Below are 22,983 nucleotides of genomic sequence, written 5' to 3'. Positions count from 1 at the left end.
AACAGCGGTCAGCGCATTCCCTTCACGCGACGGCCCAACTCGCGAGTGACCTCGCGTTCGGCGGTGCGCTTGGCCAGCGACTGTCGTTTGTCGTAGTCCTGCTTGCCCTTGGCCAGTGCCAGCTCGACCTTGACCTTGCCGTCGGAGAAGTACATCGACAGCGGCACCAACGTCAGGTTGCCCTCTTTGACCTTGCCTGCGAGTCGGTCGATCTCGCGGCGGTGCAACAGGAGTTTGCGGTTGCGCCGCGGCGCGTGGTTGGTCCAGCTACCGAGCGTGTATTCCGCGATGTGCAGTCCGCGTAGCCAGATCTCTCCGTCGTCGACGGTCGCGAAGGCGTCGACCAGCGAGGCCTTGCCGTCACGCAGACTCTTGACCTCGGTTCCGACGAGGGCAACTCCGGCCTCGACGACATCGAGTATGGAGTAGTTGTGCCGCGCCTTGCGATTGGTCGCGATGGCCTTGCGGCCCTTCTCTTTCAATGCAGGGCCCTTTCTCGAGCGTTCGTCGCGCAGACCGGTTCCACGGGCAACCGCTCCAGCATAGAACCGAACGGCAAGCGAATTTATTCGCGCACGTACAGGCGCAGCGTGATGTAGGCCGTCACCGCGGCCATGCCGACTCCCACCAACGCCAGGAAGGGCGAGACGAGCAGCACGTCACTGTTCGATATCCGGGCCAGGATGTTGGCCTGATACACATCCGACAGAACGTCGTCGATGAACATGTTCTTGGCCGTGAACAAGCCGGCAATGGCAAGTGCGGAGCCGATCAAGGCCGCCACCACCGCCTCGAGCAGGAACGGCAGCTGGGTGTACCAGCGAGTGGCACCGACCAAGCGCATGATGCCCACCTCGGTCCGTCTGGTGAACGCCGCGATCTGAACCATATTGGCGATCAACAGGATTGCGGCGATCGCCTGCACCGTGGCGATGGCGAATGCAGCGTTGCGCACGCCGTTGAGCACGCTGAACAAGCGCTCCACCAGGTCGCGTTGGTTCAGCACGCTCTGCACGCCGGGTCGATTCTCGAAATTGTCGTTGATCACCCCGAACCGCTCCGGGTCACTCAGACGAACTTTGAACGACGCGGGAAAGCTGTCGGCACTGACCAGTTCGGCCAGCTCGGGCTGGTCCTTGAACACTCGCTCGGTGGCGTCCTTCACCGCATCCTCACGATTGAGGTACTGCACCGACACCACCGACGGCGTGCTCTCCAGATCCGAGCGCAGGGTGGCGCAGGTGTCCTCGGCGCAATCGGGATCGGTTGCCGAGATGTCGTCGGTGAGGAAGATCTGCACTTCGACCCGATCGAGAAAAATCTGCTGTGTCTTGCCCGCCATCTGCACCACGAGCAGTCCCCCGCCGAACAGGCCGAGAGAAATAGCGGTCGTCAAGATCATGGCGATCGTCATGGTGATGTTGCGGCGAAGTCCGGTGAAGACCTCGCTGAAGATGAAACTTGCGCGCATCGCGGAATCCGAGCCCTTCGATTCGTTCGGTCGTGAAGTCCGATAGGTCCTGGTCGTGTGTCGTCAGCGACCGACGCCGTAGACCCCGCGGGCCTCGTCACGAACGACTCGTCCGTTGTCGAGCTCGACGACGCGTCGGCGCATCGAATCGACGATGTGGTTGTCGTGGGTGGCCATCAGCACCGTGGTTCCGGTGCGGTTGATGCGCTCGAGCAACAGCATGATGTCCTGACTAGTATCCGGATCGAGGTTTCCGGTGGGCTCGTCCGCGAGCAACACGAGCGGACGATTGACGAACGCCCGAGCGATGGCGACTCGCTGCTGTTCACCACCGGACAGCTCGTTGGGCAGACGATCCGACTTGCCGCCGAGTCCCACGAGGTCGAGCACTTCGGGGACGGTGCGCTTGATCATCGAGCGCGGCTTGCCGATCACCTCGAGGGCGAACGCCACGTTCTCCACGACGGTCTTCTGCTGCAGCAGACGAAAGTCCTGGAACACGCAGCCCATGCTCTGCCGCAACCGCGGGACACGACGGGCCGCCAACCTGTTGACATGGAAGTCGGCAACATGGATGTCGCCGGAGGTGGGCGTCTCCTCCTTGAGCAGCAGCCGCATGAACGTCGACTTCCCCGAACCCGACGGGCCGATCAGGAACACGAACTCACCTTTGTCGATGGAGACCGTCACCTTGTCCAGGGCGGGCCTGGTGGAGGTCTTGTAGGACTTGGAGACATTCGAGGTGCTGATCACGGGTCGCCAGTGTAGTCCTTACTCGCCGGTAGCTGCCGGAACCGCTCGGGCGTCGCGGCGAGTCCCGAGAGACGGTAAAGGCCGACTCAGCGCGCGGATGTCGGCGCAGGTTGGCTGGGTATCAGCGACTGGATTGCCGGCGGAATCGGCACGCCGAACGGCGCGGTCGTCGTCGGTGGCACAGTCGTCGTGGTCGCCGGCTGACCGGATCCGTCGACGCTGTCCGATCCATCCGGATCGGTGGTCGCCGTCGGTGTGGGTGTGACCGTGGTGCTCGTGAAACTCGGCTCCGAGGTTTGCGGCTGGATGTACGGGGTGAGCTCGCCCGGATCGACAGCAACCGGTCCCTGAATCTGTTCGCTGTCCCTTTCGGCGATCTCGGCGCTGATCTGGCCGTACCACAGACCTGTGAGCACGAAGCAGATGCCGAACGCCACGGTGGACGTCCGAACGCGACCGTTGATCTTGGCCGGTATGCGCCACTGTCGCCAGTTCCGTCGCGGGTGATCGGTTCCGGTCTCCGTCGTGCTCACTGATCCTCCCTCCGGTCTCGTCCCGACGCATCCGGTGCGACCCCGGCCGTACTGACATCGGGAGCAACACTGATGCCCTCGGGGCGTAGTGCGGCAGCCACCCGGACACGAAGTTCTCGTCCCACCTGGAACTGCTTGCCGGGCAATGTTCGCGCAACGAGACGAACGTTGACCTGGCCCACCTCGATGCTCTCCACGCCCATCACGGTCGGTTCGTCGAGCAACAGGGGACGAAGCCGGGTGTCCGCGAACGCGTCGCGGCCGACTGTGCGCAGCAGTGCGTTGACCTGGGTGAGATCCGCGGTGCTCGGCACGGGAACGTCGACGACGGCGCGCGCCCAATCCTTCGACAGATTGATCGCCTTGACGATCTGCCCGTTCGGCACGGTGATGACCTCACCGTCGACGCTACGAACCCGGGTCACGCGCAGCGTCACATCCTCGACCGTGCCCTCGGCGTCCTCGGCAGAACCGTTGACGGCAATCTGCACGACGTCACCGAATCCGTACTGACGTTCGGTGATGATGAAGAACCCGGCCAGAATGTCCTGCACCACGCGCTGAGCTCCGAAACCGAGTGCCGCGCCGATGACCGTTGCGGGTGCCACCAGCCCGCCGACGCCGAATCCGAAACGCCTCAGCACCTCGATGGTGACCAGGATGTAGATGAGGGTGACCACGACCCAGGTGATGACTTGGGCAAGGGCGTGCCGATGCTTGGCGGCCTCGGACCGCACGAGCGCATCGCTGTGCTGGTAGTTCTGGTCGATGCGGGCAGTGATCCGCGACCCGGTCCAGGTGACGAAGCGCGCGGCCAGAAGCCCGCCGAGGATGTACAGCAGTATGCCGAGGGCATTCTGCTTCAGGTCGAGCGTCGGGTTCAACCAGCTCGTCATCGGATCGCCGGAGTGGAGCCTGCGCAATGACCGGTCATCTACTGCTCCCCCCGCATTCGCCATCGAATTCCCGATTCCAGGAATCCGTCGATGTCTCCGTCGAGAACAGTAGACGGATTGTTCACCTCGTACTCGGTACGCAAATCTTTGACCATCTGGTACGGGTGCAATACGTACGAGCGCATCTGATTGCCCCAGGAGCTGCCGCCGTCTCCCTTGAGCGCGTCCATCTCGGCGCGCTCTTCCTTGCGCTTGACCTCGAGCAGCTTGGCCTGCAGCACTCGCATGGCCGATACCTTGTTCTGCAGCTGCGACTTCTCGTTCTGGCAGGTCACCACGATCCCCGTCGGGATGTGCGTCAATCGAACAGCGGAGTCGGTGGTGTTGACCGACTGCCCACCCGGCCCGGACGAGCGGTACACGTCCACGCGAATGTCGTTCTCGGGGATCTCGATGTGGTCGGTGGTCTCGACGACCGGAAGAACCTCGACCTCGGCGAAAGACGTCTGGCGTCGACCCTGGTTGTCGAACGGACTGATCCGCACGAGCCGGTGTGTGCCCTGTTCCACCGACAACGTGCCGTACGTGTACGGAGCCTTGACCGCGAACGTCGCGCTCTTGATGCCGGCTTCTTCGGCGTAGGACGTGTCGTAGACCTCGACACCGTAGCCGTGCTTCTCGGCCCATCGGATGTACATGCGCATGAGCATCTCGGCCCAGTCGGCGGCGTCGATTCCGCCTGCACCGGACCGGATGTTGACCAGCGCGTCACGTGCGTCGTACTCACCGGACAGCAGGGTCCGTACTTCCATGGCTGCGATGTCCTCACGGAGCGACGCGCGTTCGGCGTCGGCGTCGGCGGTGGCGGATGCGGCGTCGTCACCTTCCTCACCCTCGGCGAGCTCGTACAGCACCGGCATGTCCTCGAGGCGCTGACGGAGCTCTTCGACGCGGCGCAGCTCGGCCTGCGCGTGGGACAGCTGGCTGGTGACCTGCTGAGCGTGTTCCTGGTCGTTCCACAGATCCGGTGAGGCCGCCTGATGTTCGAGTTCGTCGATGCGTCGCCGCAGTTCCTCGACGTCGAGAACAGACTCGACGGTGGAGAGAGTGGTGTCGAGCTCGGCAAGGTCTGCAGAAACGTCGGGATGCACGAGAGTCAAGGTTACCGGCACGCGAACCCGAACCCGACCGCCCCCGAATCCGACGACGAAGACGGGTGGTCGGCCAGGGTTCGAACCGTGCTGATTCGAACCCTGTCCGGGCACCTCGTCCGCTGTTAGCTTCGACGCGTCGACATATGCGCACATCGACATGCCTGCCACCGCCCGGTGCCGGCCACACCCCGCAGGACACAGGAGCGTCGTATGACCGTCACCGACCAGTACCTCGAGAACAACAAGGCGTACGCCGCGACGTTCGGCGGTCCCCTGCCACTGCCGCCGTCGAAGCACGTGGCAGTGGTGGCGTGCATGGACGCTCGACTGGACGTGTATCGAATCCTCGGTTTGGCCGACGGTGAAGCCCACGTCATCCGGAATGCGGGCGGTGTGATCACCGACGACGAGATCCGATCTCTGGCCATCAGCCAACGGCTACTCGGCACGAAGGAGATCATCCTCATTCACCACACCGACTGCGGCATGCTCACGTTCACCGACGACCAATTCAAGAACGATCTTCAGGACGAGACCGGTATCAAGCCGAACTGGGCGGCCGAGTCGTTCACCGATCTGGACCGTGATGTTCGCCAATCGCTGGCACGCATCGAGCAGAGCCCGTTCGTCACGAAGCACGAATCCATTCGAGGCTTCGTCTTCGACGTGGCAAGCGGAAAGCTGAACGAAGTCACCGGATAGGCCGAAACGCACATATCGCCACATGCGAGACGCCGTGTGCGCGGCGATAGTCTTCTCCGGTGACCGACTACGCCGCTGATCTTTCTCTCGCCCTCCGACTCGCCGACGAGGCCGACGCCATCACCCGGCGGCGATTTCTCGCCATGGACCTCGCGGTGGATTCCAAGCCGGATCTGACACCGGTGTCGGACGCGGATCTGGCCGTCGAGACGACGATCCGCGGCGTGCTCGGAGCGCAACGCCCTGCCGACGCGTTGCTGGGCGAGGAATTCGGCGGCACTGCAACATTCAGCGGACGCCAGTGGGTCGTCGATCCCATCGACGGCACCAAGAACTTCGTCCGTGGCGTTCCGGTGTGGGCGACGTTGATCGCTCTGCTCGACGACGGAATACCCCGTGTCGGCGTGGTGAGCGCACCCGCCCTGGGCCGACGGTGGTGGGCAGCACTCGATCTGGGAGCCTGGACGGCATCGGACGGGGGCACCCCGCGCCGGATCGAGGTCTCGAAGGTCGATTCGCTGGCGTCGTCGAGTCTGAGTTTCTCGAGCCTGAGTGGGTGGGCGGAACTCGGCATCAGGGATCGGTTCCTCGATCTGACCGACGCCGTATGGCGGGTTCGCGGCTACGGCGACTTCTTCTCCTACTGCCTCGTGGCCGAGGGGGCGGTCGACATAGCCGCAGAACCCGAGGTCTCGCTGTGGGACCTGGCCGCACTCGATGTCCTCGTGCGTGAAGCCGGAGGCGATTTCACCGCACTCGACGCCACCGCAGGCCCGCACGGTGGCAGCGCCGTGGCCACCAACGGTCTACTGCAAGACCAGGTCCTCGCGTCCCTGTCCCCCAGCGCCTGACTCACGCCTGGAGAACTGCAGCCAGAATCAGCGCGATCAGCGGTGTGATGCCCTGGACGAATGCGGCCCGGAAATACTTCGCACCGCCGGTCGCCAGAACGATCGCTGCGCCGACGATGCTCGCGCACGCGAAGTAGACGACTGCGTCGCCTGCGGACCCGCCCAACACGAGGCCCATTACGATGCCGACGGCCAGGAACAGGTTGTAGAAGCCCTGATTGAACGCCATCGGCTTCACGACATCGGCTTCGTTCTGACTTGCGACGCCGAACTTGGCCCAGATGGCCGGCTTCGACCACAAGACACTTTCCATGACGAAGATGACGACGTGAAGGGCCGCGGCGATGGCGGCGAAGACCTGGGCGATCGGATGCACGGACGTAGCGTGCCATACCCCTCGTCGCCGGAGGCGACGTTCGGTTCGCCGGCCTCCTGGAAAGGTCAACTTACTCGACAGTAGACAGCTATCTTACTCGGGAGTAAGATCTGTGGAGTCCGTGCCCGACGCCGAGGAACTGGTGATCATGAGCAAGCAAGACAGTGTGGTCGACGCGAAGGCCCCGAAGGTGCCCCGCGATACTTCTGCAGTTGGCCTCAACCCGTTCAAGCGGGATGCGATCGGAACCGCCATGCGCGTTCTGACCGCCATCACCGGATCGGAACTGGCGGAGAAGTACAACCTCCGCCAAACCATCGACCGGGTGACGTACGAAAGCACCAAGACCGGGTTCAAGACCCTCGGCGCTGCCAATCGCACATTCGCCAAGGTCACCGGTGGCGGCAAGCCCAAGCGTCTCGACGACGGCGCTGCCAAGAACCTGAGCTACTTCGACCTGACGCCGGACGACGAACAGCGCATGATCGTCGAGACGGTCAAGGAGTTCGCCGAGGAGATCCTCCGTCCGGCTGCGTTCGACGCAGACCACAGCGCCTCGTCGCCCGAGGATCTGGTTCGTCGCTCCGCCGAGCTCGGCATCACGCTCATCAACGTTCCCGAGGAGCTCGACGGTGCCGCCAGCGAGCGTGGTGCGGTCACCAACTCTCTCGTCGCCGAGGCCCTCGCCCACGGCGACATGGGCTTGGCACTGCCCATCCTCGCGCCCAGCGGTGTCGCCGTCGCTCTCACCCAGTGGGGCACCGACGCACAGCAGAAGACCTACCTCCCGGCATTCGTCGGCGAGAAGGTGCCGAACGCAGCAGTGGTCGTCAACGAGCCACGCGCACTGTTCGATCCGTACGCGTTGCAGACCAAGGCCGTTCGCTCTCCCAGCGGCTACAAGCTCAACGGAGTCAAGAGCCTCGTGCCCGCTGCCGGCAGCTCCGAGCTGTTCGTCATCGCCGCAGAACTCGAAGGCCGTCCGGCATTCTTCATCGTCGAGTCCGACTCCAAGGGCCTCGTCGTCGAAGCCGACCCGAGCATGGGGTTGCGCGCAGCCGGCCTGGGTCGCCTGATCCTGACCGATGTCGCAGTTCCCGAGTCGGCACTACTCGGTGACGGTGACGCAGACCAGCGGGCAGCCGAGTACAGCGCTGCCATCGGCCTCGCGCGCCTCGGCTGGGCATCGCTGGCCGTCGGTACGAGCCAGGCCGTACTCGACTACGTCATTCCGTACGTCAACGATCGCGTCGCCTTCGGTGAGCCGATCAGCAATCGCCAGGCCGTGGCCTTCATGGTCGCCAACATCGCCATCGAGCTCGACGGCATGCGGTTGGTCACGTTGCGCGGCGCTTCGCGGGCCGAGCAGGGACTGTCGTTCACTCGCGAATCGGCGCTCGCCCGTCGACTCGCCTCCGAGAAGGGCATGCAGATCGGTTCCGACGGCGTGCAGCTGCTCGGCGGTCACGGCTTCACCAAGGAGCACCCGGTCGAGCGTTGGTACCGCGATCTGCGGTCCGTCGGCGTCGCCGAGGGCATCGTTCTCATCTAGCTCGCCGCCCCGAATTTCCATGGCACTCACCCAAGGACATACACGATGATCAATCTTGAACTTCCCAAGAAGCTTCGGGCGCAGGCGAATCAGGCTCATCAGGTCGCTGCCGAGATCTTCCGCCCGATTTCCCGCAAGTACGACCTCGCCGAGCACGAGTACCCGGTGGAACTCGACACCATGGCGTCGATGGTCGAAGGCATGTCCGACGCCGGTGGCGAAATCGGCGGAGCCGCCGGTGGCCGCGAGAAGGACAGCGAGTCGGCCAAGCCCAGCAAGACCGCAAACGCCAACGGCGGCAACATGTCCGCTCTGGTGAACGTGATCGAGACCTGCTGGGGCGACGTCGGCCTCACGCTGTCGATCCCCTACCAGGGACTCGGTAACTCGGCCATCGCCGCGGTGTCCACCGACGAGCAGCTCGAGCGCTTCGGCAAGGTGTGGGCTTCGATGGCCATCACCGAGCCCGGCTTCGGCTCGGACTCCGCAGCTGTCACCACCACCGCCGTCCTCGACGGAGACGAGTGGGTCCTCAACGGCGAGAAGATCTACGTCACCGCCGGCGAGCGTTCCACCCACATCGTGGTGTGGGCAACGGTGGACAAGTCTCTCGGCCGCGCGGCCATCAAATCGTTCGTCGTCCCGCGTGACGCTCCGGGCCTCTCGGTCGCCCGCCTCGAGCACAAGCTGGGCATCAAGGCGTCCGACACCGCAGCCCTGCTGCTCGAGGACTGCCGCATCCCGAAGGACAACCTGCTCGGCACCGCCGAAGTGAACGTCGAGAAGGGCTTCGCCGGCGTCATGCAGACGTTCGACAACACCCGTCCTCTGGTGGCAGGCATGGCGATCGGAGTCGCACGTGCGGCTCTCGAAGAATTGCGTTCCATCCTGGTGGACGCCGGAGTCGACATCTCCTACGAGACGCCCGCCTACAACCAGCACGCGGCGGCCGCGGAGTTCCTGCGCCTCGAAGCGGACTGGGAGGCAGCACATCTGCTCGCACTGCGTGCGGCGTGGATGGCCGACAACAAGGAGCCGAACTCCCTCCAGGCCTCGATGTCCAAGGCCAAGGCCGGTCGCTCGGCAGTCGACATCACCCTCAAGGCAGTCGAATTGGCCGGCACGTACGGCTACTCGGAGCGCCCGCTGCTCGAGAAGTGGAGCCGCGACTCCAAGATTCTCGACATCTTCGAGGGAACGCAGCAGATTCAGCAGCTGATCGTTGCTCGCCGTGTACTCGGAAAGTCGTCGGCAGAACTGAAGTGACACCTGGCTCGTCGTCGAGCCGAGGAGTAACCGCTGAACGGCACCGGACTTTGCGTCCGGTGCCGTTTTTCGTGTGTGAGAAAGAAAAATCGGGAGGCGGTGTCGATATCGTGGTCTGTCGAACGTCGTCATCGTGTACGGCGACTCGCGCCGCGACACCGAGGTACCGAACCCAGGAGCGCACCATGAAATACATCCTCTTGATCAACGCAGACACCGCACCCGGAGCAGCACCGGGCTGCAGCAGTGTCGAGGACTGGATGACCTACGAGAAGGAGATGAAGGAGGCGGGCGTTCACGTCTCCGGTCACGCGATGGCCGACCTCACCACGGCCACGGCTGTTCGCGTCGACGCCGCCACCGGAGAACGCAGCGTCACCGACGGCCCGTATGCCGAATCTCATGAGGTTCTCGGTGGCTACGACGTCATCGACGTTCCCGACCTGGACGCTGCACTCGAATGGGCAGCCCGATGCCCGGGCTCCAAGGACGGCGGCACGGTGATCGTACGTCCCCTTGCCGAGTTCTGAACCGCCGAAGCCCGACGTACTCGGTTCTTCGGTGACCGATGTCGAGGTTGGTCGAGCGCTCGACTCGGTCTTCCGAGCCGAGCGCTCGATACTGCTCGCCTCGCTGGTGCAGCGGTATCGCGACCTCGACCTCGCCGAAGAAGTCACCTCGGACGCCATCGAATCGGCCCTGAAACACTGGCCGGTCGATGGTGTCCCGGCCAAGCCCGGCGCCTGGTTGCTCACCACTGCCCGACGGAAGGCAGTCGATCGCTTGCGGCGCGACCAGACCCTGGCCGCGAAAGTCGGGGTGCTGCAGGCGGATACGGATCGTAGCGAACCGAGTCGCTTGAATTCGCTCGACGAGACCCTGCCCGACGACCGACTGCAGTTGTTCTTCACCTGCGCGCACCCTGCCCTTGCCGCCGGTGACCGGCTCGCACTGACTCTTCGATGCCTGGCCGGTCTCACCACCGGCGAGGTCGCCCGGGCGCTGCTCATCCCCCCGGCGACAGCAGCGCAGCGAATAGTGCGAGCCAAGAACAAGATTCGGGCCGCACGGATACCGTTCCGTCTCCCGGGCCCGGACGAGTTGGCAGGCAGGGTCCCGATGGTGCTCGAGGTGATCTATTCGATCTTCACCGAGGGCTATTCGGCGACGTCGGGTGATCACGTCGGACGAATCGATCTCACCGACGAGGCCCTCGGGATGGGCCGACTCCTGTACGCCGCTTTGCCGACGGAGTCCGAGGTGATCGGTCTACTGGCGCTGATGTTGCTCGTCGATGCCAGACGCGACGCGCGAACCGGACCGGACGGTGAGATCGTCTTGTTGGCCGACCAAGACCGTCGACTCTGGAATGCCGAATTCATCGCCGAGGGTACGGAACTCGTGGTCGAGGCTCTCGGCGGCGGCGGGAGCGGTCCTTACGCTCTACAGGCTGCCATTGCTGCACTGCACGACGAATCACTCGACGCCGACAGCACGGACTGGCCTCAGATAGTTGCCCTGTACGACGTACTCATGACGCGGGCACCGAGCCCCATCGTCGCGCTGAACCGGGCGGTTGCACTGGCGATGCGCGACGGTCCCGCAGCCGGTCTGCACGAATTGGACCTGCTTGCCGACGAGCCGTCCCTACGCCGCTATCACCCGTATCCCATGGCGAGAGCAGATCTGCTGCAGCGACTCGGCAGGTTCGAAGAGGCGGCAATCGACTACCGACGAGCGTTGGATTTCGCCCGAACCGCACCGGAGAAACGCTTGCTTCGCGGTCGGCTCGCGGAGGTGCGCGCATACCCCGGTCAGGCCGACAGCACCACGTCCACCTGATCTGCAGTCAACGAACGGTCTGAGTACACCAGGCGTACGGCGTCGACATCGGGATTGCCGACGTCGGGTCCACGGGCGATCAACTGCAGGCCCGCGCGCTCGGCCACTCGGGCCGACGCGACGTTGTGTTCGAGGAGGTACGCCACGATCGGCAATTCGGGCTCGGTCCGGTGCGCACACTCGACTGCGATCTCACACATCTCCGCGGCGTACCCGTTGCCCTGTGCGTCGGGATGGAGGCGATACCCGAGATTCCAGAAGGCGTTCCGCCGCTTCGAGCATCCGCCGTAGCCACTGATCGTGCGGCTGCCGCGCTCACGAATGATCCACGTGGACAGTCCATCCCGCCGCCACTGCTCCTCCCAGCTCTGCAACATTCGTTCGGTTGCACCGGGATCGGTGTGTCGCAGGCTCGGGAAGTGCGTCCACGACTGCGGGTCGCTGCAGATCGCGTACAGCTCATCGAGATCCGTGCCGACCGGCTCGTCGAGATCGAGACGCGAGGTTCGTGTTCGCACACCATGGATCCTAGGGGTGAAGAAGTCTGGTAGACCGGTGGTACACGATCGAGCGAAGGGTGTCACCGTCATGGCCGAGTGGATCAAGAAGATGGAAGAGAACGCGAAAGGCCTCATCGCCGAGGCAGAGCAGGAACTGACCGCACTCGAAGGTGTGGACACCGTCGACCTCACTGCCGATGATGCAGACGACGAAGGAGGCCCCGCCCCTTCCGAAGCAGTCACCAGTGACGATGCCCGCGAGCAGATCACGGACTGAACCCGATACGCACCGGTCGACCGCGACCGTACTGGGCGGCTCAACCGTCGAACAACGACCAACAGATACTGTTCCTTCTCTCCTGGTCTTCCAGCACCAGTTTTCGCACACTGTTCGGGAGCCGGTCGCGCTGCCATTCGAGTTCCTTTAGACCTGCACTCGGCTCCAGGCCGTCACGCGCGGCCGCCCGAGCTGCCTTGATGGCATAGGCGGCCGCTCCGAGGTCGTGTTCGGGTACGTGTGCCACACAGGCTGCCTGCCCCGCGGCGTATGCGGCGAAGCGAGCGCAACCGTGCAGCGGCCGTGCCGCACCCATGGCGTGCCCGCCGAGAGCGCGGGTTGCCGTCATCGCGAGCTCGCCGCGCGTCCACGCACGGATACCGTCGATTGCCTCACGCGGCCGCGAGTCGGAAGGTTCGAGCTCCTCGAACAGGTGGAGAACATGTTCCGCACACTCGGCCGCCCAGAGCGCAAGGCTCCGATGGTCGTCATCGGACAGAAGGCCGCCGCGATGCACGGTGATGAGGCGCGGATCTCTGACGGCGGGGAGAATCATGCGAGGCGAACCTTCCGGTATCGAACGTGCAGACTGCGGCCGAGAGTCCGTTCCGGACCCATCAGAGCACGAAAAAAGACCCAGGACATATGTCCTGGGTCTTCTTCAGTGGTAGCGGGGACAGGATTTGAACCTGCGACCTCTGGGTTATGAGCCCAGCGAGCTACCGAGCTGCTCCACCCCGCGTTGCGTCTACGAAGTTACTCCCGTGCGTACAACCAATGCAAATCACGTGACTTCTCCGCGTCCTCGCGCACCCCGACGAGTGCACCGCGACGCGTCACGGCACGCGTTTATCACGCCGAATACCGCAGAAAATAGTGCTCCGCGTCTCTTTTGGGGCGTGTTTCGAGTCACATAACGTTCGGGTTACGAAGTAGAAACATTAGCGCCACGAGCTGGTCTGAGCTGCGGAAACACCCCCCATCGTCCCAATATGTGGACATCGACCATCCCATTATGGCTCAGTGACGGTGAGCAGATCCTCGACTACCTTCACGGACGGCCCTAAACCGCTGGGCCTGCACCACCCCGCCGCTCCTTTCGCTCTGCCCCGCGGGTGTGGTCCCCAAGACGTACGGGGGCAGAGCCGCGACGATACGAAGCGCCTGGTCACCAACGCCATTCACACCGGCGAGGTGATTGCAGGCCAGTCGCGCCAGTCGAGCGCGGAGAGGATTCACCCCGAATGACCACACTGAACAATGTCGGCAAGCGCGCACTCGGAATGGCCGTCATCGCAGGTGCCGCTGTAGCAATCCCCCTCGGTATCTCTGCCGGAACCGCCAACGCAGCCCCGAACAACTGGGACGCGGTCGCGCAGTGCGAGAGCGGTGGCAACTGGAGCATCAACACCGGAAACGGCTACTACGGTGGCCTGCAGTTCTCTCAGAGCACCTGGACGGCCAACGGCGGATCCGGATCACCGGCCAACGCATCCAAGGCCGAGCAGATCCGCGTCGCGGAGAACACCCTTCAGACCCAGGGACCGGGCGCATGGCCCGTGTGCGGTCAGCAGCTGAGCAAGGGTGCCTCCGCTCCCGAGCCCGAGGCAGCTCCCGCACCGGCACCGCAGCCGGCTCCCGCACCGGCACCGGCACCGGCACCGGCACCGGCACCGGCCGTGGCTCCCGAGGCCGCAGCGGCCACGCAGGCTGCACAGGGCGCGTTCGACGCAGCGTCCAAGCTTGCCGACCAGTACGGCTTGAGCACGCAGTTCCAGCACTTCGTTGCTGCCAACGCCCCGGTGCTCGCGCCCATCGGACGCTGATCGCCCGGCAGTTCGTCGAACTGCCACTCACCTCGGAGTTGCACTGCTGCACAGCGTGAACGAGCCAGGTGACGAACGACGAAAGAGCCGCCTCACCATTCGGTGAGGCGGCTCTTTCGCTCGGTCAGCAGGCCGTGGCCTCAGCGATCAGTTACCTGCCTGGTTGTAGGTATCGACGGCGGTCTGCAGATCCTCCAACGCAGTACCGAGCTCCGCGAGATTTCCACTCTGCTGTGCAGTGCGCACGGCCGCGAGTGCCGAATTCAATTCGGACACGGCCGCATCCCTGGTCGTCGAACCACCGGTGGCCGGCGCCGGAGTTGCCGCAGGCGTACCACCGTCGGACGGCGCGGTTTCGGGAACAGCGCCGGGCTGCGTGGTTCCGTCGGTCTCACCGGGTGCGGTGACTGTGCGTCCGGCACCCGCTCCGAACACCTGCTCGATGGCTTCGGGCAGTGTCGCGGCGTACCCGACGCGGCCCTCGTACGAGACCAACACCCGAATCAACTGCGGATAGGCCGACGCCTCGTTGGTACGAGAGGCGTACACCGGTTCCACGTAGATCAATCCGCCGTCGCCGACCGGGAGTGTCAGCAGGTTTCCGAACTCCACGGTGTTCTCACGGCGCACGATACCGAGACTCTCGGACACGTCGGTCGTGGTCGTCATCTGGTTCTGCACCTGATTCGGACCCTGCGTGGATGTATCCGTCGGCAATCTCAACACGGTGATCTTGCCGTAGTTCTCCGGATCGGAATCCGCACTGACGTACGCGCCCAACACCTCTCGGCGGTAACCGACCAACGCACTGGTCAGCTGGAACGACGCCTGATTCTCCTGGTTCGAGATATCGGATGCGACGACGTAGTACGGGGGCTGCTTGGCCGCGGTGTTCTCTGCGGTCGGGTCGGTGGGAACCTCCCAGAACGCGTTGTTGGTGAAGAACTCTCGCGGATCGTTGACGTGGTACTTGGTCAGCAGTTCACGCTGGACCTTGAACAGGTCTTCCGGGTAGCGGAAGTGATCGCGCAGCTCGTCGGACACCTGGTCCTTCGGAATGACGGTTCCCGGGAACACGCCTTCCCATGCCTTGAGCACCGGATCGTTCTCGTCCTGCTCGTAGAGCTTGACGGTGCCGTCGTAGGCATCGACGGTGGCCTTCACCGAATTTCGGATGTACGAGACCTCTCGGCTCGGCAACGCACGTGTCGTCGTCGACTCGATGCTGTCGGCAGTGGCGTCCTCGAGCGACATCCGCTGGGCGTACGGGAAGTTGTCCAACGTGGTGTACCCGTCGATGATCCAGACGAGCTTGCCCTCGACGATCGCCGGGTAGGTCGATCCATCCGTGGTCAACCACGGTGCGACCTTCTGTACGCGGTCGCGGGGGTCACGGTTGAACAGGATCTTCGACTCGTCCCCGATCACGCTCGAGAACAAGATGTTGCGCTCGGCGTACTTGCTGGCGAACACGAGTCGATTGAAGAAGTTACCGACGTCGACGCCTGCGGCACCGGTGTAGGTGTAACTCTTGCTGTCGGTGTCGTACTCGCGGGGCTCGCCGGTGGAACCGACGATCGAGTAGTCCGCGTCGGAGTTGGCGATGACCGGGCCGAAGTAGATGCGAGGCTGATCCAGGTCGCCGGGTCCGTCCTTGCGGATGGTGCCCTCGGAATCGTTCTCGATCCAGTTGACCTGGTAGTTCGGGTAACCACCGCGTCCACCGCTTGATTCGTCTGCGACGGCCTCGTCGACGGAGTTGGCCGGCGCTGCGACGAAGCCGTTTCCGTGTGTGAACACGGTGTGGCGGTTGATCCAGTCACGCTGGTTCGCGTCGAGCGTCTGCGGTGAGATCTCGCGGGCTGCAACGACATAGTCGCGCAGGTTGCCGTCCGCATCCGGGTATCGGTCGACGGCCAGCGTGTCGGGGAACCCGTAGAAGTTACGGATCTGACGCTGCTGGGTGAAGGTGGGCGCGAGGATGTTGGGGTCGAGCAAGCGAATGTTGGACATCGTGGCCGACTCGGACGCCACCTCGCCGGGGCTCAATGCTGCTTCACCGGAATAGTCCCGATAGGTGACCACGTCGTCGTTCAAGCCGTACGCGTCTCGGGTTGCTGCGATGTTCCGCTCGATGTACGTGCTCTCCTTGTCCGCCGCGTTCGGGCGCACCGAGAACTGTTCCATCACCAGCGGCCAGACGGCACCGATGAGGATCGACGACAGCACCAACAAAGCCGTGGCCAACGCCGGGATACGGAGATCACGCAGGAATATCGCTGCGAAGAAGGCGATCGCACAGATGACGGCGATTGCCAGCAGGATCAGTTTGGCCGGCAACACCGCGTTGATGTCGGTGAAGCTGGCACCGGTGAACGTCGGCTCCTTGCGACTGCTCGACAGCAGCGTGTACCGATCGAACCAGTACGCGATGGCCTTCAGCAGGACGAAAGTACCGGCCAGAACCGCGAGTTGAATCCGCGCTGCGCGAGTGAGTGCACCCTCGCGCCCGGCGAGACGAATTCCACCGAACACGTACTGCGTCACCAGGTTCGCGAAGAAGGCAACCAGGATGGCGACGAACAGCCAATTGAGGATGAACCGGTAGAACGGGAGGTCGAACGAGTAGAAACCGACATCCAGATTGAACTGCGGGTCGGTTATGCCGAAGTCGCTGCCGTGGATGAACAACTGCACGGTCGCCCAATTGGTCTGGGCGATCATGCCGGACAAGAACCCGAACACCACGGGAATTCCGATGCCGAACAGGCGCAGTCGGCTCATCACCGTGGTGCGGTATCGCGCGATCGGATCGTTGGGCCCGGCGACAGGCACGAACACCGGACGGTTGCGGTACGCCACCGCCAGAGCTGCGAACACGATGAGTCCGACAACCAGGGCGACGACGAAGAAGATCACCAACCGCGTCAGCAGAGTGGTGGTGTACACGCCGCGGAAGTCGACTTCGCCGAACCACAACCAGTTCGTGTACACGTCGATCAGACGGGGACCGATGAGTAGCAAACCTGCTGCTACCAAGGCCAATACGAGCAAGATCCGGCTGCGCCGCGACAAGGACGGCATACCGGTGGGGGGCCTCATGCCCACGAGCCACACTCCAACTTCGGGCGACGCCGACCGGCGCCGCAGATGACTTCGGCGGCGCACTCGCCGTGCGCCGCATGTCCGTTTCGCCCTACTGTACGTACGTTGATCCTACGGCTGCGACGCCCGTACCGCGGCCACAGCCGACCGCAGGTCAGGAGCCTCGCATCCGAGGAACCATCCGAATGCGAGGATAGTGCGGTGAGCAACGACAGCGACGGACTGCCCGGCCGAGACGATTTCGGTGTCGAGTTCGACCCCGAGACGGGTGGACAGGATGTGGCCGACGCCTTGGCGTGGTGTGCGCGGGAGGTAGCGGACTTCGTCGATGCCGGCGGATGGCACCAGGCACCCCAGATGTTCGCCTTGGTGCCCACAGCCGCACTCGCCGCGGCCGAGCCGGGACTGCTCGACGATTTGGCCGACGGCGCTGCCCTGACTCCGATCCAACAGCATTCGCTACCCGAGGACATCACCGGCGGCTCCCCCGCCCTGGACGAGTTCCTGGCCACCTCCACGTGGCCCGAGGGTGTCGTCGGATGCGCCTTGGTCCAAGAGATCGTAGTTCTTCCCCCAGCAGCCGAATCGACCCTCGACGATGCGTTGATCCCGCTGCTCGCCGATCCCGATGCGGCCGACCAGGCCGCTCGCTCGGCTGCCGAGAACCATCCCGAGAAACGAGATGCGCGATTGATCGTCGCGGTCCTCAAGGACGGTCCGTCCCTGACTCTTCTGCAGTTGCACCCGGACGAGGACGCCGATCCGTTTGCACCCATCGACCTTCGCATCGCGGAGGACCTGGCCCCCAACGTCGTGCACGGTCTCTACGCCACGTTCGACGACGTCGACGACGACTAGCGACAGGGCTGGGTCAGCTGCAGGACGGCACGTCGCCGCCGGAGCCGATCGCCTGCAGCGAGTCGATTGCACCGTCCAACGATTCGACACGCACCAGTCTGAGGCCGTCGGGGACGTTCTGTTGCGCCTCGCCGCAGTTCGCGTCCGGCACCAGGAACGTGGTGGCTCCGGCTTCACGGGCGGCGATCAGCTTGTACGGAATGCCGCCGATGGGGCCGACCGTGCCTTCGGCGTCGATGGTCCCCGTCCCCGCGACGAACTCTCCGTTGCTCAGCTCACCGGGACTGAGCTTGTCGACCACGGCCAGGCTGAACATCAGTCCGGCCGACGGTCCACCGACGTCGGCAAGGTTGAACGTCACGTCGAACGGCACGTCCGGCTGCTCCTCGGGCGTGACGCCGAGGTATCCCAACGCGTCGTCGTCGGGCCGGGCTTCGAGCACCACCGAATCCGTCCGCGTCGTGCCGTCCCGGACGTACTCGATATCGATGGAATCACCCGGGGCCCTGGAGCTGACCGCCTCGCGAACCGCGGACGCCGTGGACACCGCGGCTCCGTCGACCGAGACGAGCGTGTCCCCCACGTTCAGCACGCCGGCAGCGGGCCCGTCATCGGCCACACTCGCCACCGCGAGCGTCACCGGCAGATCCAGATGATGCAGCGCGGCGAGTTCGGCGCTGGACTCCGACTCCTCGAAGTCCGCCTGATTACCCTCCTGCACTTCTTCCTTCGACATGTCCGGCGGATAGACCTCCTCGCGCGGAACGAGTCCCTGCCTGCCGCTGGCCCAGAAGCCGAGTGCCTCGAACAGATTGAGCTGATCGCGCACGGCCACGGTCGTCATGTTCAAGTGGCCCGCGGTTGGGTCGACCTCGGTTCCGTCGATCTGCACCACGGGTACCCCGTCGACGTCACCGAGAGTGTTGTACGTCGGGCCGGGGCCGAGAGCGGCGAACGGAACGGTGACGACCGAGCCCGTGACGCCCAGCACCACCACAGGTACCAGCGCAGCGACAAGAGTGGCGATCCTTCGGTTCACTCCGTAGACACTAGATCCGAATACGGTCGACGGTGCAGACCGCCCCTGCCGAGTACGTCCGTACCGGCTTCTCACGGCTCGGACTGTTCGCCGTCAGCGTGACGATCCACCACTCTCTCCGTTCGTCGGGCTTGTACCGTTGAGTCATGAGCAATTTTGGTTTCGGTGCCTCCGACGACGACCCGGACAAGAAGAAGGATCCGGACGGCTCGGGCAACCCTGCCGGTTTCGGCTTCGGCGGCGAGGGGTTCGACCCCGCACAGCTGGGGCAGATGCTCACCCAATTCGGCCAGATGCTCAGCGGCATGGGAGCTGCGGGCGGAACCGGGTCGGGGCCGGTGAACTACGACCTGGCCAAGCAGCTCGCGCGTCAGCAGATGGGCGATTTCAGCCCGGTGTCGGCAGGCGAACGAGAGGCCATCACCGACGCCGCACACCTGGCCGAGCTGTGGCTGGACGGGGCGACCACATTGCCGGCCGGGGCTACGAAGACCGTCGCGTGGACACCGGTCGACTGGCTCGACAACACGATCGACACCTGGAAGCGCTTGTGCGACCCGGTCGCCGAGCAGATCTCCGGCATGTGGACGTCCGGCCTGCCCGCCGAGGCTCAGCAGATGGCGGGTCCGATGATGGGCATGCTGACGCAGATGGGCGGGATGGCATTCGGCTCGCAGCTCGGCCAAGCACTCGGTCAGCTGTCCAAGGAGGTGCTGACGTCCACCGACATCGGCCTTCCCCTCGGACCGTCGGGAACAGCGGCATTGCTGCCGTCTGCCATCTCGTCGTTCAGCGAAGGACTCGAGCAGCCCGACCGTGAGGTGTTGGTGTTCCTCGCCGCACGCGAAGCCGCCCACCAGCGGCTGTACAGCCACATTCCGTGGTTGCGGCAACGGGTTCTGGCCACCGTCGAGGAGTACGCGCGCGGCATCCGGATGGACTTCTCGGCCATCGAGGAGGCCGCCGCAGGACTCGACCCGTCCGCGTTGACCGACCCGTCGAAAATCGAGGCGATCCTGCAGCAGGGTGCTTTCGAGCCACAGACGACGCCGGAGCAGAAGCACGCACTCGAGCGTCTCGAGACGCTGCTCGCCCTGGTCGAAGGATGGGTCGAGACGGTGGTTGCAGCCGCTCTGGGCGACCGCCTGCCCGGTGCCGTCGCACTCGGCGAAACGATCAGGCGCCGCCGGGCATCGGGAGGACCCGCCGAACAGACCTTCGCGACGCTGGTCGGCCTCGAACTGCGACCCCGCAAGGTTCGCGAGGCCGCCGAGCTGTGGCGTCAGCTCCTCGCCGCAGCCGACGTCGAGGGACGCGACGGTGTGTGGGCACATCCCGATCTGCTGCCCGACTCATCGGACCTCGACAACCCCGCGGCGTTCATCGACCGCGTGGTCGGCGGTGGAACGTCGAGCTTCGACGACCCGATCGCGCAGCTCGAGGCAATGGAGGCCAAGGAGCGCGCCGAAGCTGCCGAACGCGCCGCGGAAGGCGACGACGAGGGCACCGACGGAGATCCCGAGAAGGGTCCATCCACACCCTGACCCGTCGGGTTCGCGCCACTTCGATCGAGACCGTCGAACGCCTGCTCGGAGGCACTTCCACCCTGTGGATAACGTGCCCCGAGCGGGCGTTCTTCGTTGTCGGCGCTGTCAGAGTGTGTCTCATGATCACACCGACCGTTCGACTCGATCCTGCAGTGGCAATTCTGCCGCGTCGAGACGGCACCGTTCAGTTGGGCTGGAATCCCGAGACCAGCGTCGTCGTCACGCCACCTCCCGGTGCCGAGCCGGGCTCGATACTCGAAATACTCCGGCTGCTGGCCGCGGGTCATTCCAGACCTCATATCGTCTGTCACGCAATGACATTGGGACTGTCGGCCAATCGGACATCGGCGATGCTCGGCGAACTGGAGGACTCCGGGTTGCTGATGCACGGCACGAGGGAACCCGTTCCGCCCGACGCCTCGCCGCATGCGTCGCAGGCCGGACCGGGGACGGTGAAGACCGTGCACCTCGTGGGGCGGGGTCCGATCTCGGACGCGTTGGCCTCCGGTCTGAGTCGAACCGGTGTCACGGTGAGTCGAACGAGTCTGACTCCGACGCGCTATCCGCACTCGGTGGTGAGGTCGTGGAACTACGACGTCGTGGTGCTCGCCGACGATCTGGTTGCCGAACCTCGACTGGTGACCGACCTGGTGCGGCTGCGCATCCCACATCTGCAGGTGCGGCTGCGAGACGGAAAGGGCATCGTCGGTCCTTTCGTGTTGCCCGGTCGAACGAGTTGCCTGCGGTGCGCAGATCTGACGCGATGCGACTTCGAGCCCGAGTGGCCGCATCTTTCCGCTCAACTGCTCGGCACGGTCGGCCAGGCCAGCAGCGCGACGGTGTTGGCCACGGCAGCGTTCGCGTTCGCTCAGTTGGAGAACCTCATCGGCCGTTCCGACGCCGCGCTTCCCGAGACCGCCGACTGCACCATGGAACTGGACTTCGCAGCAACCGGAACCACCGTGCACAAACGCCTGTGGTCCAAGCATCCTCACTGCGATTGCTGGCACTGACCACACATGCTCGTAGCGAGCTCACCACGACCGATGGGGTCGGCGCGGGGCGGTCCGAGCAATTGTCGGAAGGTTCAGCCATGATGGAGCTGTGTCTGACATACCGCGCCGTGGATCGACTCGTACTGCAAAACTGGCCAGCATTCCCCTCGGGATGGCCGGTCGTGCCGCCATGGGGTTCGGCAAGAAGCTCGCCGGCGGCAATCGTGACGAAATCGATGCGGACATGGCCGCCAAGGCAGCCGAACAGCTCTTCTCCGTTCTCGGGGAACTCAAGGGCGGTGCCATGAAGCTCGGGCAGATGCTCTCGGTGATGGAAGCGGCCGTTCCGGAGGAGTATTCGGAGCCGTACCGCGAGGCGTTGACCAAACTGCAGGCGCAGGGCCCGCCCATGCCCGCGAAGACCGTGCATCGGGTGTTGGACCAGCAACTCGGAACTGCGTGGCGGTCACGTTTCCTCGATTTCGACGACACTGCGATCGCGTCGGCGAGCATCGGACAGGTGCACCGCGCAACCTGGGCCGACGGACGCGATGTCGCGGTCAAGATCCAGTACCCCGGCGCAGACGACGCATTGCGCTCCGACCTCAAGACGCTGTCGCGGTTCGCGAACCTGTTCAGCACGGTGCTCGCGGGCACGGACGTCAAGCCGGTGCTCGAAGAATTGACGGCCCGTACCGAGGACGAGCTGGATTACCGTATCGAGGCCGCGAATCAACGTGCCTTCAGCAAGGAATTCGCAGGCGACTCGCAGTTCGCGATTCCCAAGATCGTCGCCAGTGCTCCCAAAGTCGTTGTCAGCGAATGGATGACGGGCAGGCCGTTGGCCGATGTGATCGCGAACGGGACGGCCGAGGAGCGTAACCGGGCGGGCGAACTGCTCGCGTTGTTCGCATTCGTGTCCCCGGCGCGGGCGAAGTTGCTGCACGCCGACCCTCATCCGGGCAACTTCATGATGCTCGACGACGGACGCATGGGTGTCATCGACTTCGGTGCGTGCGCTCCGATGCCCGACGGTCTCCCGCCCGTCCTGGGTCGTATGGTCTCGCTCGCCCGCGACGAGAAGTTCGACGAGCTCGTGGTGTTGTTCACGGAGAGCGGCTTCGTGGTGCCGGGCCGAACGGTGACAGAGAAGGAGATCGAAGACTATCTGCGTCCCTTCACCGATCCGATTCACACCGAATCGTTCCACTTCACCCGGGCCTGGCTGCAGAAGGCGGCGGGCACCGCTGCAGATTTCAACAGTGCGCAGTTCCGCACCGTTCGGGCACTGAACATGCCTGCGGAATACGTGATGATCTTTCGCGTGCTGGGCGGGCTGGTCGGGATCTGTGCCCAACTCGACGCCTACGCGCCGTACATGGCGATCCTGACCGAGTGGATGCCCGGCTTCACCGACTGATTCGTTCGGCGAAACCGGGC

Annotated in this window: 23 protein-coding genes and 1 tRNA gene; 12 read left to right on the top strand and 12 right to left on the bottom strand. The window is 64.4% G+C overall.

Annotated features, from left to right (window positions below):
• Nucleotides 1-8: 8 nt before the first annotated feature.
• The 6 genes from smpB to prfB all read right to left on the bottom strand — a co-directional run bounded on the left by smpB (nucleotide 9) and on the right by prfB (nucleotide 4,804).
• A complete protein-coding gene (smpB, locus tag R4P47_RS04235) occupies nucleotides 9-482 on the bottom strand; it encodes an SsrA-binding protein SmpB (protein WP_032370736.1) in 474 nt (157 codons plus the stop codon).
• 83 nt (nucleotides 483-565) lie between these two features.
• Nucleotides 566-1,471, bottom strand: a complete 906-nt coding sequence (gene ftsX / locus R4P47_RS04230; RefSeq protein ID WP_068045894.1) for a permease-like cell division protein FtsX — start codon at nucleotides 1,469-1,471, stop codon at nucleotides 566-568.
• Nucleotides 1,472-1,534: 63 nt separating this feature from the next.
• Entirely contained in the window at nucleotides 1,535-2,224 is a 690-nt protein-coding gene (gene ftsE / locus R4P47_RS04225) for a cell division ATP-binding protein FtsE (RefSeq protein ID WP_027496574.1), read from the bottom strand.
• Between the two features lie 86 nt (nucleotides 2,225-2,310).
• Nucleotides 2,311-2,757 (bottom strand): hypothetical protein, encoded by a 447-nt coding sequence (locus R4P47_RS04220; protein ID WP_283347006.1) that lies wholly within the window; start codon nucleotides 2,755-2,757, stop codon nucleotides 2,311-2,313.
• Nucleotides 2,754-3,653 carry a mechanosensitive ion channel family protein gene (locus R4P47_RS04215; RefSeq protein ID WP_149405496.1) on the bottom strand — a complete coding sequence of 300 codons (900 nt, stop codon included), beginning with the start codon at nucleotides 3,651-3,653 and terminating at the stop codon, nucleotides 2,754-2,756. Before R4P47_RS04215 ends, R4P47_RS04220 begins: the two co-directional genes overlap by 4 nt.
• Nucleotides 3,654-3,691: 38 nt before the next feature.
• Nucleotides 3,692-4,804, bottom strand: coding sequence for a peptide chain release factor 2 (gene prfB, locus R4P47_RS04210; RefSeq protein WP_068045939.1), 1,113 nt, complete (start codon nucleotides 4,802-4,804; stop codon nucleotides 3,692-3,694).
• A gap of 213 nt (nucleotides 4,805-5,017) precedes the next feature.
• On the opposite strand from prfB, the gene R4P47_RS04205 reads away from it, so the two are divergent.
• Together R4P47_RS04205 and R4P47_RS04200 are read left to right on the top strand one after the other, a co-directional pair.
• Entirely contained in the window at nucleotides 5,018-5,509 is a 492-nt protein-coding gene (locus tag R4P47_RS04205; RefSeq protein WP_317784113.1) for a carbonic anhydrase, read from the top strand.
• Nucleotides 5,510-5,568: 59 nt separating this feature from the next.
• Nucleotides 5,569-6,360: an inositol monophosphatase family protein gene (locus R4P47_RS04200; RefSeq protein WP_317784112.1), complete on the top strand. Its 792-nt coding sequence runs from the start codon at nucleotides 5,569-5,571 to the stop codon at nucleotides 6,358-6,360.
• 1 nt (nucleotide 6,361) lies between these two features.
• On the opposite strand, the gene R4P47_RS04195 is transcribed toward R4P47_RS04200, so the two are convergent.
• On the bottom strand, nucleotides 6,362-6,736 hold the full coding sequence (locus tag R4P47_RS04195; RefSeq protein ID WP_317784111.1) for a DUF1304 domain-containing protein: 375 nt from the start codon (nucleotides 6,734-6,736) through the stop codon (nucleotides 6,362-6,364).
• A 142-nt stretch (nucleotides 6,737-6,878) separates the two neighbouring features.
• Here R4P47_RS04195 and R4P47_RS04190 point away from each other — a divergent pair, with 142 nt between their 5' ends.
• The 4 genes from R4P47_RS04190 (at nucleotide 6,879) to R4P47_RS04175 (ending at nucleotide 11,396) form a co-directional block, all read left to right on the top strand.
• The gene (locus tag R4P47_RS04190; RefSeq protein ID WP_149405644.1) at nucleotides 6,879-8,288 is read left to right on the top strand and encodes an acyl-CoA dehydrogenase family protein; all 1,410 of its coding nucleotides are present in this window, start codon (nucleotides 6,879-6,881) and stop codon (nucleotides 8,286-8,288) included.
• Nucleotides 8,289-8,333: 45 nt separating this feature from the next.
• Nucleotides 8,334-9,554 carry an acyl-CoA dehydrogenase family protein gene (locus R4P47_RS04185; protein ID WP_068045941.1) on the top strand — a complete coding sequence of 407 codons (1,221 nt, stop codon included), beginning with the start codon at nucleotides 8,334-8,336 and terminating at the stop codon, nucleotides 9,552-9,554.
• 185 nt (nucleotides 9,555-9,739) lie between these two features.
• Nucleotides 9,740-10,084: a YciI family protein gene (locus R4P47_RS04180; protein WP_149405493.1), complete on the top strand. Its 345-nt coding sequence runs from the start codon at nucleotides 9,740-9,742 to the stop codon at nucleotides 10,082-10,084.
• Between the two features lie 31 nt (nucleotides 10,085-10,115).
• Nucleotides 10,116-11,396, top strand: a complete 1,281-nt coding sequence (locus tag R4P47_RS04175; RefSeq protein WP_317784110.1) for an RNA polymerase sigma factor — start codon at nucleotides 10,116-10,118, stop codon at nucleotides 11,394-11,396.
• On the opposite strand, the gene R4P47_RS04170 is transcribed toward R4P47_RS04175, so the two are convergent.
• Nucleotides 11,369-11,914, bottom strand: coding sequence for a GNAT family N-acetyltransferase (locus R4P47_RS04170; protein WP_317784109.1), 546 nt, complete (start codon nucleotides 11,912-11,914; stop codon nucleotides 11,369-11,371). The two genes, R4P47_RS04175 and R4P47_RS04170, sit on opposite strands and share 28 nt — an antisense overlap.
• 16 nt (nucleotides 11,915-11,930) lie before the next feature.
• Between R4P47_RS04170 and R4P47_RS04165 the strand changes: the two genes are divergently transcribed.
• Nucleotides 11,931-12,173: a hypothetical protein gene (locus tag R4P47_RS04165; protein ID WP_269593548.1), complete on the top strand. Its 243-nt coding sequence runs from the start codon at nucleotides 11,931-11,933 to the stop codon at nucleotides 12,171-12,173.
• A 40-nt stretch (nucleotides 12,174-12,213) separates the two neighbouring features.
• Here R4P47_RS04165 and R4P47_RS04160 read toward each other — a convergent pair whose 3' ends face one another.
• Entirely contained in the window at nucleotides 12,214-12,729 is a 516-nt protein-coding gene (locus R4P47_RS04160; RefSeq protein WP_317784108.1) for a putative immunity protein, read from the bottom strand.
• 109 nt (nucleotides 12,730-12,838) lie between these two features.
• Nucleotides 12,839-12,915, bottom strand: a tRNA-Met gene (locus tag R4P47_RS04155).
• Nucleotides 12,916-13,417: 502 nt separating this feature from the next.
• Between R4P47_RS04155 and R4P47_RS04150 the strand changes: the two genes are divergently transcribed.
• The gene (locus tag R4P47_RS04150; RefSeq protein WP_317784107.1) at nucleotides 13,418-13,999 is read left to right on the top strand and encodes a transglycosylase family protein; all 582 of its coding nucleotides are present in this window, start codon (nucleotides 13,418-13,420) and stop codon (nucleotides 13,997-13,999) included.
• 147 nt (nucleotides 14,000-14,146) lie between these two features.
• Here the strand turns inward: R4P47_RS04150 and R4P47_RS04145 are convergent, their stop codons facing one another.
• On the bottom strand, nucleotides 14,147-17,107 hold the full coding sequence (locus R4P47_RS04145; protein WP_317784106.1) for a UPF0182 family protein: 2,961 nt from the start codon (nucleotides 17,105-17,107) through the stop codon (nucleotides 14,147-14,149).
• 276 nt (nucleotides 17,108-17,383) lie between these two features.
• On the opposite strand from R4P47_RS04145, the gene R4P47_RS04140 reads away from it, so the two are divergent.
• Entirely contained in the window at nucleotides 17,384-17,962 is a 579-nt protein-coding gene (locus R4P47_RS04140) for a PPA1309 family protein (RefSeq protein WP_317784285.1), read from the top strand.
• 13 nt (nucleotides 17,963-17,975) lie between these two features.
• On the opposite strand, the gene R4P47_RS04135 is transcribed toward R4P47_RS04140, so the two are convergent.
• Entirely contained in the window at nucleotides 17,976-19,001 is a 1,026-nt protein-coding gene (locus R4P47_RS04135) for a PDZ domain-containing protein (protein WP_317784105.1), read from the bottom strand.
• 146 nt (nucleotides 19,002-19,147) lie between these two features.
• On the opposite strand from R4P47_RS04135, the gene R4P47_RS04130 reads away from it, so the two are divergent.
• The 3 genes from R4P47_RS04130 to R4P47_RS04120 all read left to right on the top strand — a co-directional run bounded on the left by R4P47_RS04130 (nucleotide 19,148) and on the right by R4P47_RS04120 (nucleotide 22,963).
• Nucleotides 19,148-20,545 carry a zinc-dependent metalloprotease gene (locus tag R4P47_RS04130; RefSeq protein ID WP_149405486.1) on the top strand — a complete coding sequence of 466 codons (1,398 nt, stop codon included), beginning with the start codon at nucleotides 19,148-19,150 and terminating at the stop codon, nucleotides 20,543-20,545.
• A gap of 122 nt (nucleotides 20,546-20,667) precedes the next feature.
• The gene (locus R4P47_RS04125; RefSeq protein ID WP_149405485.1) at nucleotides 20,668-21,561 is read left to right on the top strand and encodes a hypothetical protein; all 894 of its coding nucleotides are present in this window, start codon (nucleotides 20,668-20,670) and stop codon (nucleotides 21,559-21,561) included.
• A 91-nt stretch (nucleotides 21,562-21,652) separates the two neighbouring features.
• Entirely contained in the window at nucleotides 21,653-22,963 is a 1,311-nt protein-coding gene (locus R4P47_RS04120; protein ID WP_068045967.1) for an ABC1 kinase family protein, read from the top strand.
• Nucleotides 22,964-22,983: the final 20 nt, after the last annotated feature.

The organism is Rhodococcus sp. IEGM 1370 (assembly GCF_033142325.1).
In the GTDB taxonomy this organism is placed as follows: Bacteria; Actinomycetota; Actinomycetes; order Mycobacteriales; family Mycobacteriaceae; genus Rhodococcoides.
This window is presented reverse-complemented; position numbering and strand designations above follow the sequence as displayed.